This window comes from Pseudomonas sp. DW-iso17 (genome assembly GCF_058725345.1).
This window is the reverse complement of sequence record NZ_JBZXEA010000001.1, coordinates 196,514-209,877: the sequence shown is the minus strand read 5'-3', so window position 1 is coordinate 209,877 and position 13,364 is coordinate 196,514. Positions and strand designations below refer to the sequence as shown.

General features: G+C 62.8%; 10 protein-coding genes. 6 read left to right on the top strand and 4 right to left on the bottom strand.

The window, feature by feature from the left end; translation table 11 throughout:
* Window positions 1-21: 21 nt before the first annotated feature.
* From AC4PS6_RS01055 to AC4PS6_RS01040, 4 genes are read right to left on the bottom strand one after another with little or no spacing between them, the layout of a single operon-like run.
* A complete protein-coding gene (locus tag AC4PS6_RS01055; RefSeq protein WP_023110688.1) occupies window positions 22-3,168 on the bottom strand; it encodes an efflux RND transporter permease subunit in 3,147 nt (1,048 codons plus the stop codon).
* Between the two features lie 13 nt (window positions 3,169-3,181).
* Window positions 3,182-4,297: an efflux RND transporter periplasmic adaptor subunit gene (locus tag AC4PS6_RS01050; protein ID WP_003821159.1), complete on the bottom strand. Its 1,116-nt coding sequence runs from the start codon at window positions 4,295-4,297 to the stop codon at window positions 3,182-3,184.
* A complete protein-coding gene (locus AC4PS6_RS01045) occupies window positions 4,294-4,845 on the bottom strand; it encodes a hypothetical protein (RefSeq protein WP_015912829.1) in 552 nt (183 codons plus the stop codon). Before AC4PS6_RS01045 ends, AC4PS6_RS01050 begins: the two co-directional genes overlap by 4 nt.
* Window positions 4,846-4,879: 34 nt before the next feature.
* Window positions 4,880-5,971 carry a TolC family protein gene (locus AC4PS6_RS01040; protein ID WP_017642566.1) on the bottom strand — a complete coding sequence of 364 codons (1,092 nt, stop codon included), beginning with the start codon at window positions 5,969-5,971 and terminating at the stop codon, window positions 4,880-4,882.
* Window positions 5,972-6,490: 519 nt separating this feature from the next.
* On the opposite strand from AC4PS6_RS01040, the gene AC4PS6_RS01035 reads away from it, so the two are divergent.
* From AC4PS6_RS01035 to AC4PS6_RS01010, 6 genes are all read left to right on the top strand, one after another.
* Window positions 6,491-6,748, top strand: coding sequence for a metal-sensing transcriptional repressor (locus AC4PS6_RS01035; protein WP_003821156.1), 258 nt, complete (start codon window positions 6,491-6,493; stop codon window positions 6,746-6,748).
* 9 nt (window positions 6,749-6,757) lie between these two features.
* On the top strand, window positions 6,758-8,068 hold the full coding sequence (locus AC4PS6_RS01030) for an MFS transporter (RefSeq protein WP_003821155.1): 1,311 nt from the start codon (window positions 6,758-6,760) through the stop codon (window positions 8,066-8,068).
* A 133-nt stretch (window positions 8,069-8,201) separates the two neighbouring features.
* Complete coding sequence (locus AC4PS6_RS01025; protein WP_003821153.1) at window positions 8,202-9,224, top strand: cation diffusion facilitator family transporter; 1,023 nt, start codon at window positions 8,202-8,204, stop codon at window positions 9,222-9,224.
* A complete protein-coding gene (locus AC4PS6_RS01020; protein WP_439328552.1) occupies window positions 9,187-9,645 on the top strand; it encodes an ArsR/SmtB family transcription factor in 459 nt (152 codons plus the stop codon). Before AC4PS6_RS01025 ends, AC4PS6_RS01020 begins: the two co-directional genes overlap by 38 nt.
* Window positions 9,646-9,874: 229 nt before the next feature.
* Window positions 9,875-10,444, top strand: coding sequence for a DUF4148 domain-containing protein (locus AC4PS6_RS01015; RefSeq protein ID WP_003821150.1), 570 nt, complete (start codon window positions 9,875-9,877; stop codon window positions 10,442-10,444).
* Window positions 10,445-10,610: 166 nt separating this feature from the next.
* Window positions 10,611-13,319 carry a heavy metal translocating P-type ATPase gene (locus AC4PS6_RS01010; protein WP_079382322.1) on the top strand — a complete coding sequence of 903 codons (2,709 nt, stop codon included), beginning with the start codon at window positions 10,611-10,613 and terminating at the stop codon, window positions 13,317-13,319.
* The last annotated feature ends 45 nt before the right edge of the window (window positions 13,320-13,364 follow it).

Genomic DNA, 13,364 nt, shown 5'->3' with positions numbered 1-13,364 from the left:
CGGGTGACAGAAGGCGTTGCATCAGAATGCCTCCGCGTCGCGGTCGTCCAGCAGGCGTTCGGCAGGCTTGCGGCCGAACAGCCAGAACATGGCGGGTGTAAGGAAGGTGTCTAGCAGCGTGGAGCTGACCAGCCCCGAGAAGATCACCACCGCGACGGGGTGCAGGATCTCAGTACCGGGTCGGGACGCCTCGAACAGCAGCGGGGCCAGCGCGAAGGCCGTGACCAGCGCGGTCATCAGAACCGGGGAAAGCCGTTCGAGCGAGCCACGCACGATCATCTTCTGGTCGAAGTCCTCGCCCTCCATGCGCATGAGGTTGAGGTAGTGGCTCACCTTCAGGATGCCGTTGCGCACAGAAATACCCGCGAGCGTGATGAAGCCGACCAGGGCGGCCACGGACAACGGCTGGCCAGACAGCCACAGCCCCAACACGGCGCCGACCAGGGCCAATGGAATGTTCACCATGATGAGCGCTGATAGGGCGACCGACTTGTAGCGCGTGTACAACACCACGAACATGAGCGTCAGGGAGACGATGGACAGCAGGCCCACCAGTCGCGAGGCTTCCTCTTGTGCCTGGAACTGGCCGCCCAGCGTGATGAAGTAGCCTTCGGGCAAGCGCACTTCTTGGACGACGCTGCGTATGTCGGCCACTACTTCGGACAGCGGCCGTCCCTGAGCGTTGGCCGACAAAACTATGCGTCGACGGCCATCGTCGCGGCTGACCTGGTTGGGGCCGTCGCTGTCTTCGATGGTGGCAAGGCGCGACAACGGGACCCGACCCATGGGCGTGTCGATGAGGATGCGGCTCAAGCCCTCAATCGACCGCGCCTGCTCGGGCAGGCGAACCACCAGCGCGAAGCGGCGGTTGCCCTCGATGACCTCGGTGATCTTTTCGCCTTCGACCAGGCTTTGCAGCGTGGACAGAATTTGCGGTGCGGCCACGCCGTAGCGTCCCGCCGCCGCATAATCCACGCGGATTTTGATCTGCGGCGCTAGGACCTGCTTTTCGATCTCCAGGTCAGCAAGCCCCGGAATTCCGGCCAGCTTGGCGCGCAGCAGATCCGCCTGCCCGCGCAGGACGTCCAGGTCCTCGCCGAACACCTTGATGGCGATCTGCGAGCGCACCCCCGACAACATGTGGTCGATGCGGTGCGAGATCGGCTGGCCAATGCCGATGGAGCCGGGCAAGTGAGCCAGACGCGAACGGATGTCGGCGGTGATCTCCTCCATGGAGCGCTTTAGCTCCGAGGCGGGCAGCAGGCCCACGTCCAGCTCGCTGACATGCACGCCTTCGGCATGCTCGTCCAGCTCGGCCCGTCCGCTGCGCCGGCCCACGTGCTGCACCTCTGGCACCTGCGCGACCAGCAGCTCGGCTTGCTGGGCAAGCGCCGAAGATTCGGCCAGCGTCACACCGGGATTCAGGCGCAGGCCCACCAGCAACGTTCCTTCATTGAACGGGGGCAGGAACGTGGTCGGGAAGAATGGCACCGCGGCGACAGCCAGTGTGACAGCCACAGCGGCCATGCCAAGGGCGGCACGCGGCCGCTGCAAGACCCGCTGCAGGCCGCCCTGATAGCGCGTCTTCAACCAGGCTAGAAGCCGAGTGTCGCCATGGTCCAGCGTCCTCATCTTGGGCAGCAGGTAGTACGAAAGCACCGGAGTGACCGTCACAGAGACCAGCAGCGAGGCCAGCGTGGAGACGATGAAGGCGATGCCCAGCGGCACGAACAAGCGCCCCTCCATCCCCGGCAGCGCGAACAGGGGCAGGAACACCAGCACAATGATCATCGTGGCGTAGAGAATCGCCGAGCGAACCTCCATCGAGGCCCTGGCAACGATGACCAGGGGCGTCAGCCGGTTCTCAGGGTGGCGGGTGCGGTCCTCCTTGAGCCGCCGCATGATGTTCTCCACATCGACCACAGCATCGTCCACGAGACCGCCGATGGCGATCGCCAGCCCACCGAGCGTCATGGTGTTGATTGATAGGCCGAAATAGTGGAACACCAGCCCGGTCACGAAGATCGAGGCAGGAATCGCGGTCAACGCGATCACCAGGGGGCGCAAAGTGCCCAGGAAGAAGAACAGGATCACCGCCACGAAGACCGATGCGCCGATGAGCTTGCCTTGCAGCGTGCTGATGGACGCCTCGATGAAGTTGGCTTGTCGGAAGGTCACCTGTGGCTCGGCCATGCCAGCCGGCAGTGAGCCCTTCATGTCCGCCAACGCTGACTCGATCGAGCGGGTCAGTGCAATCGTATCGGCCGTGGGCTGCTTTTGGATGCCCAGGATCACGGCTGGCAGGCCCTCGAAGCCCGCATCGCCGCGCTTGATGGCTGGCGCAAACTGAACATCGGCGACCTGGTGGAGCAGGATGGGTTGGCCCGCACGCACCGCGAGAGGCAGGTTACGCAGGTCGTCGAGTCGGGACGTGCGGCCCAGGTTGCGGATCAGGTACTCGCGGCCATTGATCTCCAGGAAGCCGCCGGAAGTGTTCGCGGAGAAGCCCTTGAGAGCCGCATCCAGATCGGACGCAGTCACGCCCAGCTCTGACATTCGCGTGGTGTTGGGCTGGACCTGGAACTGACGGACCTCGCCTCCGATCGGGATGACTTGGGCAACACCAGGTATGGCCATCAGCCGGGGGCGTAGCACCCAGTCCGCGTACTCGCGAGTGTCCATGGCCGACAGCGGCGGGGCTGCGTTCTTCTGCCCTGAGGGCTTGGCACCGATGGGGATTGCAATCTGCATGATCTCGCCCATCACTGAGCTGATTGGCCCCATAGTGGGCGTCACGCCCGGGGCTAGCCCTTCCTCCATGGACGTCAGGCGTTCGGAGACCATCTGGCGCGCCCGGAAGATGTCGGTCTTCCAGTCAAATGTCACGTAGATGAAGGAAAGCCCGGCGCTGGAGACCGAGCGCACGCTTTCGACGCTGGGCAGGCCGTTCATGGCCGTTTCGAGCGGGAACGTGATGAGTTGCTCGACTTCTTCGGCAGCCATGCCGCCAGCCTCCGTCATGAGAGTGACGGTCGGCTTGTTGAGATCGGGAAAGACATCTACCGGCGTGCGCGTCAGGGTGAACGCGCCATACGCCATCAGCACCAGCGCCCCGATGATGACCAGGAGCCGGTTTCGTAAGCTATTTTCGAGAAGCCACTTGAACATGGAATGGTGCCCCTCAACGAACTTGATTGATCAGGGACGCGCCCTCGACAACCACGCGGTCGCCGTCCGCCAGGCCCGAAGTGACAGCGATGGATGCACCATCCAAAGGAGTGATGTTCACGACACGCGGCTCGAAGCGCTCGGCCTGGTCTTTGACCCAGACGATGTTCTGGTTGGCAGGGTTCTTCATCAGCGCACCGGAAGGCACGCGGTAGCCAGGTACCGTCGTCGCCTCTTGCACGAAGACCACCACCGGCATACCGACCGCCAAGCGCGAGAGGCTTTCGCTGGTGCCCTTGAACAGCATGGGCAGGGCCTGCTCGCGCAGGCTGCTGGCGGCACCGACGAAGCTCAGCGGCACCTTCTGACCGCCTACTGCGAGTGCAGCACCGGCCAGGTTCTGTGCCATTGCCGGATCGTAGGCAAGCGCCTCGATGCGCAGTTGGGTCGGATCGACCACCTCAAACACCAGTTCGCGCGCATCCACGACCTGCCCGGCAACTGCGGGGCTGGATGCGATGACGCCGCTGACTGGGGCCTTCAGTACGTCCCTGCCGGCGAGGCCCCCGCTCAAGGCGCGGGCGCGTTCGGTCAGGCTGTTCACTTCGCTTTCGGCTGCTTCGATCTCCTTGCGGGGCACGGTCTCCGACAGCTCGCGCAGCCGGGCCAAGCGCTTCTGCGCGAGCGCTTGGCCCGCACGCAGCTCGGCAACCTGGGCCATCTGGCCTGAGCGCTCCAGCACACCGCTGGCCGGTTCGATGTAAGCCAGCACCTGGCCCTTGCGCACGGATTGGCCGATCTGCGGCAGACCATCCGGCCCGGGCACCAGCCGGCCCATTACCATTGCCTGGACCTTGCCGCCTGTCGTCGGGTCCATGATTACTTTGCCAGCCAGTTCATGGCTGCGGGCCAAGGGCTCCTGCTTGATCAGCTGGGTGCGTACACCGATCTGACGTTGCGACGGTTTCGGAAGAAACACGCTGCCATCAGGCTGGCGCTGGGGGCCATTGGAAGACGCAGCCGGCGCTTCGTCGCCGTGGTCATGGCCGTCGTGAGCGAACGCGGGAGCAGCCAGAGCCAATGCAGCCGCCATGGCCGTCGTCATTAGGAAACGGAAGTTGCGCTTCATGCTGCACCTCGCAGTGCACCGTTGGTGCGTGTACGTCTGCGCAGCGCCCACGCTAGGACACCGACGCCGAGGACTGCGGCACCGCCACCTAGTACGACCACACGGCCGGATGCGACGGCATGCTCGTGTTCGGCGTCTTCGCTATGAACATCGAGAACGCCCGTCAACAGGTCCGATTGGCCCTGCGCAGTAATAGTGGCCATGATTGAGGTCTCGCCATCGGATAGCGGCTCAGTCAGATCGGCCTCGAACTCTCCAACCCCGTGTGAGCTGACCTTTACCTGTTGACCACCCAGCTCGAGGGTCAGCTCGCCATCGGTCACCGGCCGGTTGTCGGCAGCATGGTCGAGGTAGAGTGTGAGACGCTGGCCGTTCAGCACACCCACCAGTTCGAAGTCATCGGAAACTGCGGCAAAGCGCGGAAGCGCGGCCGCTGCGGGGGCAGGAGCGGCTTCGCCATGGTCATGGCCGTCGCCGGCCCACGTTGCGCTACTGCCAAGCAGGAGGCTGGACAAGGCAGCTGCACGCCAGAAAGAGGATTGCGACATTTCTAAGGTTCCAGGATGGTTGAGCGCGCGCCGATCAGCGCGTGCCGGAGATGTCAGTGAAAGTCTCGGTCGGCTGCGGCAGCGTGCCTTGTGCCTGCAACAGGGACGAGATGGCCGCGGCATGCTCCACCTTGGCGAGCAGCGCCGCGCGCTCGGCCTCGGTGGCCTCCTGCTCGATGCGAAGGCGTGTCGGCATGTCCGTCTCGCCCATCGCGAACGACTTTTGGTAGAAGGTGCGCGTTTGTTGGGCTAGTCGCTGGCGCTCCGAAGCGGCCTGCATCTGGGTGCTGGTTGCCAGTTCGCGCGATTGGGCAGTTCGAATTTCCGAGAGTAGCCGGGTGCGCTGGGCCGCGAGTGCCGACTCAGCCTCCAGTGCCTGCGCATTGGCGCTGGACAATTGCTCGGTATGACGGCTACCCGTACCGAAGGGAATGCGCACACCCACCGTGATCGTCTGGTTGTAGCGTTCGCCGTAGCCGCCCCGATCCCGCGTGGTCGCCAGGGTCAGTTCGGGGTTGGCGTACTTCTGATGGGACACCAGTTCCGCAGAGCGGCGGGCCGCCAGCGCCTTGTGCTGCAGTTCCAGCAGCGCAGGGTGGTTACCCAACAACGCGCCGGACGGCTGTGCCGATGCCGGTTGAACTCGGACACCTGACTGCTCCGGCTGCGCGGAATCGGCCTGCGACGGGATACTCTCGATGCCGGTCAGTGCCAACAACGCCTCGCGCTGCGTGATTTCTTCGGCCTGAGCAATGGCCAGGGCACTACGAGCCGACGCCAAGGCGCCATCGGCCTGGTTTCTGTCGGCTTGCGCCAGGTCGCCCGCGCGAACCCGGCGAGCCACATCTTGCGCCAACTCGTCCGCGCTGCGGGTGCGATCCTGCGCCGCCACCAATTCGGCCTGGGCACGCTGCCATGCCCACCATGCCTGGCGAACCTGTCCGGCCGTGCGTAGCTTGGCGGCCAGCATCCGGCTGGATAGCGCGAGGCTTTCCGCGTCCGCCCAGCGTGCCGACGAGGCGCGCTCACCAGGCATCCAAAGGGGAATAGCCACCCCGACTTCATATTCGCGCTGTCCGTTGCGGTTGTTGAACCGATCAGTTTTGGTGGAGGCTTCCAGCGCCATCGGACCTGCCACCCAACTGCCGGCCGTCTCTTGGCGTGCTTGGGCGGCCTGCTGCCAGGCGCCTTCTCCAGCGGCTTCTGGCTGCCGCTGCCAAGCTGACTCCCACAATTGGGCGACCATATGGCTGTCTGGTCTGGATGGGACGTGAGGGGCGGCTACTGGCTGGGCTAGCACGGTGCCGGCCCAAAGCGTGGATACCGCCCATATCCATCCCTTGCGTATGTCTTTGCGAAGCATTCAATTCTCCATCGGTGTTGCATCAGTACTTACCCCCGGCTGGGTGTTCTCTTTCCGAGCAAGTGCTTGTCGTTGAAAAGCCACTGTTCACTGGCTTAGATATGAACAATTGTATATCTATTCATACGAATGGGAAAGAAAACCTTACATCCTTTGAGCACCAATCGCCTTAGAGAGGGCGTCGGGCGCAAGACATCGAGAGGCGAGGTGGGGCTAATCCACTGCGCAAACAGCTATGCAGACTCCTTGAGCATATCCCCCGGGGGGGGATATGATTGCTGCATGAAAGAGATGCACAAGCACACCAGCCACCCAGATCTCGTGAAACGGCTCAAGCGCGCCGAGGGTCATCTGCGACACGTCATCGGGATGATCGAAGGAGAAGAAACCTGCCTGGACATCGCTCGCCAGCTCGCTGCGGTGGAGAGCGCCGTCACAGCGGCCAAGCGCGTCCTGATCCATGACCACATCGACCACTGCCTATCTCATGATGAGGACTCCGTTCTAGCCGAAATGAAGGCGCTAACCAGACTGCTCTGAGGTCTCTCGATGCTCTCCGTCCTAAAGAACCGCACCTACCGCCACCTGTTCACCGCGCAGGTGATCGCACTCGTCGGCACAGGCCTGATGACGGTAGCGCTCGGCCTACTTGCCTACGAGCTGGCCGGGGCCGATGCAGGTGCGGTGCTCGGGTCGGCGCTGGCTATCAAGATGCTGGCCTATGTGGGAGTCGCTCCAGTCGCACAGGCCTTCGCCGACCAGTTCCCGCGACGGTCATTGCTCGTAGCGCTGGACCTGGTACGAGCGGTTGTCGCGATCTGTTTGCCCTTTGTCACCGAGGTCTGGCAGATCTATCTGCTGATCTTTGTCCTGCAAGCGGCATCCGCCGGCTTCACGCCGACTTTCCAAGCCACTATCCCGGACATCCTTCCCGATGAAGAGGACTACACGAAGGCGCTGTCGCTGTCCCGGCTGGCCTATGACCTGGAAAGCCTGATTTCCCCGATGCTGGCTGCTGCGCTGCTGACCGTCATCAGCTTTCACAACCTGTTCGCGGGAACAGTGCTCGGTTTCCTCGTTTCAGCCGCGCTCGTGGTCAGCGTGCGGTTGCCCACAACTATTCCCGGACCGCGCCGCGGCATTTGGGATCGCACGACCCGCGGCACACGCATCTATCTCGCTACGCCACGCCTGCGGGGCCTGCTGGCGATCAGCTTGGCCGTCTCGGCGGCGGGCGCCATGGTGATCGTGAACACGGTGGTTCTCGTGAAGGCGCGCTTTGGCCTAGGCGAGGTCGAAGTGGCGTCGGCACTGGCGGCATTCGGAGGCGGTTCGATGGTGGCAGCCTTCGTTCTGCCATCCTTACTGGAAAAGGTGGCCGACCGAACCGCGATGCTCACCGGCGCTACCGTACTGGTCGTGGGCACGGGGATCGGCGCACTGCTGCCGAGCTATGCATTGTTGCTGCCGCTGTGGTTGATCATCGGCTTTGGCTACAGCGTGGCGCAAACGCCATCCGGCCGTCTTCTGCGCCGCTCGGCCCATGCCGAGGACCGTCCTGCGATCTTCGCGGCACACTTCGCGCTGTCGCACGCCTGTTGGCTCATCTGCTACCCACTTGCCGGCCGCTTCGGCGCGGTCATGGGCTTGCCATCGACCTTCATTGTCATGTCCCTGGTCGGCTTGGCCGGCGTGGCGCTGACGCTCTGGCTGTGGCCGGCCAGCGACCCTTCTGACGTGGCGCATGACCACCCCAGCTTGCCGCCGGATCACCCTCATTTACGCACACACGCAGACCAAGGCAGGCACCATCACCAGCTGATTCTGGATGACCTGCACCGTATCTGGCCGAAAGGATAGGCACATTTTCTCGTTGCGGCATCACAACGCATGGCTTCGGAGGCTGAGAAGGGTGAGCGAAAATATATCACATGAACACATATTCATGTGTTATATTTCGCCATAGTCAAACACTCAACCAGCAGAGGCGCCCATGTCCCAATCCAATGCACATGACCATGGTCACGACCATGATCACGACCACACCCCCACAGTGACGAGCGCCAACGAGCGCAAGGTTCTGGTTTCCTTCTTCCTGATCTTCGGCTTCATGCTCGTGGAAGCTGTCGGCGGCGTGCTGTCGGGCTCGCTAGCCCTACTTGCCGATGCTGGCCACATGCTGACCGACGCCGTGGCACTTGCCCTGGCTTACGCTGCCTTCCGATTCGGTCGCCGCGCAGCCGACAGCAAACGCACATTCGGTTACCTGCGCTTCGAGGTCATCGCCGGCTTCCTGAACGCCGTGACCCTGTTCGCGATCGTCGCATGGATCGCCTACGAGGCGTGGGAGCGGCTGCAGGCGCCGCCCGTCATCCTCGCCGGCCCGATGATGATCGTCGCCGTGCTCGGCTTACTGATCAACGTCCTCGTGCTGTGGATCATGACCCGCGGCGAAACCGATCACGTCAATGTGAAAGGTGCCATCCTCCACGTGATGGGTGACCTGCTCGGCTCTGTCGGCGCCATCGTTGCAGCGATCGTCATCTACTTCACCGGCTGGACTCCGATCGACCCCATCCTGTCGGTTCTAGTAGCGGCGTTGATTCTGCGCAGCGCCTGGAAGCTCCTGGCCAAGTCGATCCATATCCTGTTGGAGGGTGCGCCAGAGGACGCTTCGCCGGAAAAGGTGGAACAAGGCCTGATGAGCACTGTGCCCGGCCTGGCGGCTGTCAGCCATGTTCACGTGTGGCAACTCACTTCCGGTCGCACGATGGCCACGCTACACGTTCGACCCAACGTGGACGAGGAGGCGCGAGCTGTGGTCAAGCGCGTCGAGGCGGTGCTGCGAGAGCAGTTCAGCATCGAACACGCCACAGTCGGAATCGACTGGAACTCGGAGGCTGACGAGAACATCTGCAGCCTGCAACCCACGACAGGCCGTCAGGACCACAGCGGCCACGACCACAGTGAGCACAATCATGACCATGACCACTCCGCTCCCGGTCACAAGCATTGAGGCCGTGCTAGACGGTTCGCAGTTCACTGGAGGGTTTGAATCCATGACATCCCGCAAAACCACCAGCGCCGCTATTGTGCAATGTTCGACCTCTAACCACGGCACGACCACTGATGTCCTCGCACTATCGCAAAGTGACGTCGCTGTTCTGGCAGAGACCTTCCGCCTGCTGGGCGACCAATCGCGATTGAAAATCCTGTTGCAGTGCATGCGCGGATCGGTCGCAGTGGGCGACATTGCTGGCTCGCTAGACCTGTCGCAGTCCTTGGTCAGCCATCACCTGCGCCTGTTGCGCGGCGCGCGCCTCGTGCGCGGCGAGCGCCAAGCCAAGCACATCTTCTACGGCATTGCCGACCAGCACGTCAGCCAGGTACTCCAGGACATGGCGGTTCACATTTCGGAGGACAGACACGACGATTGACTGAACATGTGAGTGCGCGCCGGCCTACGCCTTCAAGGGGTAGGCTTTTTTTGGCTATCAATCTAGAGAGACACCGGCGCGCCTTGCTGAATGCCTAGAAGACCCCAAGCAAAAAGCACTCTAAAAATAAACACTTGAACATATCTTCATGTGTGTTATTATTTGTCTACGGGGTATCCGAAAGGCGTAAGGACCACGCCATTATTTTTAACGTCAAGGAGTATTGACCATGTCCAAGAAAATTCGCTTTGCTGTTCTGCTTTCCGCACTTTTTGCTGCTGGAGTAAACGCTCAACCGTTCGCCGCAGATATGACACGGCAACAGGTCCAAGAGGATCTGGCTGCTTGGAGGCAATCTGGGCTGGAAGCGTTGTCTCGCGGCGAAAGCGGCCCGGATACGTTCAGCCCTCAATACCAGGCTGCCTTTCAGCGCTACTTGCAATTGACCCAAGGTGATATGTATCAGGCGCCCTCAGCAGGAAAGACTCGTGCTGAAGTGATGGCTGATTTGGAACTGTGGAAAATCTCCGGCATGCACGCGTTCACCTCGCGCGGAATCACCACCGCTTCGCACACCCAAGCCTACCAACAAGCCTACGAGAGCTATCTCCAGCTCAAGCTGGGTGCGGCTTACAAGGCTCCGGTGGCATTGACTCGTGCTCAAGTAAAGAGTGATTTGGCAGATTGGCAGGTTGCGGGAATGGCTGGATTCTGGGCTGGTGAGCAGACGCCTGATACCTATAGTGATGCCTACCGCACCGCATTTGAAACCTACCAGATGCTGCGCAACAAAAAATGACTTAATGGCAGCTGCATAAAGCAGCGGTCGGATGGTTCAGCCAGAAAGAGATTCTTTCTTTTTTTTGAATAAACATACAAACAAGTGTTCATTTGTTTGCATAACATTCCGATCGCTGATTTGTGCGTCCTGCCACGGCGATTACTCAGAGAACCAGGAGATTGATATGTCTTTGGAAACATTGGACGGCACAGGAGCGCAGGACGAACAACTGGGCTTTCGGGTCGAAGGTATGGATTGCGCCAGTTGCGTCGGCAAGATTGAAACAGCGCTTGGTCGAATTGATGGCGTATCAAATGTACAGGTTAATTTTACAAATGAGACGCTGACGTTGACGCGCAGCACAAGTAGCCGAAATACTGCACGCGACATTGCCAAGAAAATCCGGTCCCTGGGCTTCGACGTGCAGGCACTGCCCGCGTCCGAAATGTCCGCAGCACCTGCACCGCGCCATGCGGCCCACGCGCATGACCACGCCGGCTGCGGCGGCCACCATGACCATGGGCATGCCCACGACCACGGGCACGATCATTCGCACGGCAAAGCGTGCGGTGATGACCATGGGCATGGCCATGCTCACGGCCATGCCCATGACCACGGTCACGATCACGGGGCCTGCAGCGGGCATGACCATGCGCCGGCCTCTGCCTTCCGTGGAGCACCCAGCACGCCCCCCAACGTGTCCATGCGCGTCGAGGGCATGGACTGCGCCAGTTGCGTCGGCAAGATCGAAACGGCGCTCGCTCGCATGGATGGCGTGTCCGATGCCCGCATAAACTTCACCGCAGAAACGCTGGAATTGACGCTCGCGTCTGGCGGCCCCACGCAGCTCGGCCACATCGAGAAGACCATCAAGAGCCTGGGCTTCGGCGTCTCCGACGTGCGCCGCCATGCTGGCTCAGCACCCGCGGCCCCAGCAGCAGCATCGACGGCGCGCCATCAGCGCTGGTGGCAGACGAAGAAAGGCAAGCACGTGCTGGGCCTGGGCGGCCTGATGGGCTCGGCCTACGCGATCGCGCAGTTCGTTCCTGGCTACGCTGAATGGATCTTCGCCGCTGCGGTGATCGCGGGCGTGCTGCCGTTCGCTCGCAAAGCCTTCGCGCTGGCTGTGTCAGGCTCGCCGTTCTCTATCGAAACGCTGATGGTCGTCGCCTCGCTGGGCGCGCTCGTGATAGGCGAGGCCGAGGAAGCTGCTGCCGTGGTGTTCCTGTTCGCGATCGGCGAGCTGCTGGAAAGCGTGGCCGCCGGCCGCGCGCGCGCCGGCATCAAGGCGCTGGCCTCCCTGGTGCCTAAGACGGCGGTACTGCTCGATGCCGCGGGCGGGCAGCGCGAAGTGCCCGCCGCTTCCCTGCGCGTGAGCGACCGCGTGCTGGTGCGCCCTGGTGACCGGGTGCCTGCGGACGGCAAGATCCTCCGCGGTGAAAGCAGCCTGGACGAGTCGCCTATCACCGGCGAGTCCGTACCGCGTCAAAAGGCTATCGGTGCCGACGTGTTCGCCGGCTCCATCAACGTCGATGGCGTGCTCGAAGTACAAGTCGAGAAGACGGCATCGGACAACACCATTTCTCGCATCATCCAACTGGTGGAGCAGGCGCAGTCCTCCAAGGCGCCCACGGCTCGCTTCATCGAAAAGTTCAGCCGCTACTACACCCCTGCCGTCATGGCCATCGCGGCGTTGATCGTGGTGGTTCCGCCACTTGCCATGGGTGGCGACTGGGGTACCTGGCTGTACCGCGGCCTCGCACTGCTGTTGATTGCCTGCCCATGTGCGCTGGTGCTCTCCACACCGGCGGCCATCGCCTCGGGCCTTGCGGTGGCCACGCGACGGGGCCTGCTGATCAAGGGTGGCAACGCGTTGGAAACCATCGGCCGCGTGCGCGCCATTGCCTTCGACAAGACTGGCACGCTGACCGAGGGCAAGCCGCGCATCACCGAGGTCCTGCCCTTCGGGCTGTTCAAGCATCAACAGGTCCTTGCGCTTGCCGCCGCTGTCGAGTCCGGCTCAAACCATCCCTTGGCGAAGGCCATTGTCGCCCATGCCAAGAGCCTGGACGTGGCGATTCCCCAGGCCACGGGCGCATCGGCCATTGCCGGCAAGGCGGTGCGCGCCACCGTGAACGGCAGTGCGCTCGCTGTCGGATCGCCCGCCCATGCGGAACAGACGGCCACGCTGACAGCCGCGCACCGCAGGGAAATCGACAAGCTGGAGGATGGCGGCAAGACCGTGGTGGTCCTGTTCGACGAAGCCAGCAAGAACGTTCTGGGCCTGCTGGCCCTGCGCGACGAGCCCCGCCGCGACGCGCGCGAAGGCGTGGCCCAGCTCAACGCCATGGGCGTGCGCTCGGTCATGCTGACCGGCGACAACCGCCGCACCGCGCAGGCGATCGCCGGCAAGCTGGGCATCGAGTGGGAGGCCGAGCTGCTGCCGCAGGACAAGCTGCGCTTGGTCAACGAGATGAAGCGTGATGCCAAGGTGGCGATGGTCGGCGACGGCATCAACGACGCGCCGGCCCTGGCGACCGCCGACGTGGGTATCGCCATGGGCGGCGGCACGGACGTGGCGCTGGAAACCGCCGATGCCGCGCTGCTCAAGAGCCGCGTCACGGACGTGGCCCACCTGGTGGCCCTGTCGCGGGCGACGATGGCCAACATTCACCAAAACGTCGTATTCGCCATTGGCCTCAAGGGCTTGTTCCTGGTCACCACCGTGTTGGGTATCACCGGCTTGTGGGTTGCCGTGCTGGCCGACACCGGCGCCACGGCCCTGGTCACGCTGAACGCACTGCGCCTGCTGCGCTTCAAGGGCGCGCCTGAGGCCAACCACGGCGACGACGCCGGGCGTCCCACCACCTTGTCCGTGCCGTCTGCCCGCTGAGGCAACAAGAGGGCTTGACCTTGCCGTCGTTGTAACGCCTAGCCT

What these genes read in the sequence shown, in the direction of transcription:
- AC4PS6_RS01055 (WP_023110688.1), bottom strand. Translation starts at nt 3,168, where the DNA reads ATGTTCAAGTGGCTTCTCGAAAATAGCTTACGAAACCGGCTCCTGGTC.
- AC4PS6_RS01050 (WP_003821159.1), bottom strand. Translation starts at nt 4,297, where the DNA reads ATGAAGCGCAACTTCCGTTTCCTAATGACGACGGCCATGGCGGCTGCA.
- AC4PS6_RS01045 (WP_015912829.1), bottom strand. Translation starts at nt 4,845, where the DNA reads ATGTCGCAATCCTCTTTCTGGCGTGCAGCTGCCTTGTCCAGCCTCCTG.
- AC4PS6_RS01040 (WP_017642566.1), bottom strand. Translation starts at nt 5,971, where the DNA reads ATGGCGCTGGAAGCCTCCACCAAAACTGATCGGTTCAACAACCGCAAC.
- AC4PS6_RS01035 (WP_003821156.1), top strand. Translation starts at nt 6,491, where the DNA reads ATGAAAGAGATGCACAAGCACACCAGCCACCCAGATCTCGTGAAACGG.
- AC4PS6_RS01030 (WP_003821155.1), top strand. Translation starts at nt 6,758, where the DNA reads ATGCTCTCCGTCCTAAAGAACCGCACCTACCGCCACCTGTTCACCGCG.
- AC4PS6_RS01025 (WP_003821153.1), top strand. Translation starts at nt 8,202, where the DNA reads ATGTCCCAATCCAATGCACATGACCATGGTCACGACCATGATCACGAC.
- AC4PS6_RS01020 (WP_439328552.1), top strand. Translation starts at nt 9,187, where the DNA reads ATGACCATGACCACTCCGCTCCCGGTCACAAGCATTGAGGCCGTGCTA.
- AC4PS6_RS01015 (WP_003821150.1), top strand. Translation starts at nt 9,875, where the DNA reads ATGTCCAAGAAAATTCGCTTTGCTGTTCTGCTTTCCGCACTTTTTGCT.
- AC4PS6_RS01010 (WP_079382322.1), top strand. Translation starts at nt 10,611, where the DNA reads ATGTCTTTGGAAACATTGGACGGCACAGGAGCGCAGGACGAACAACTG.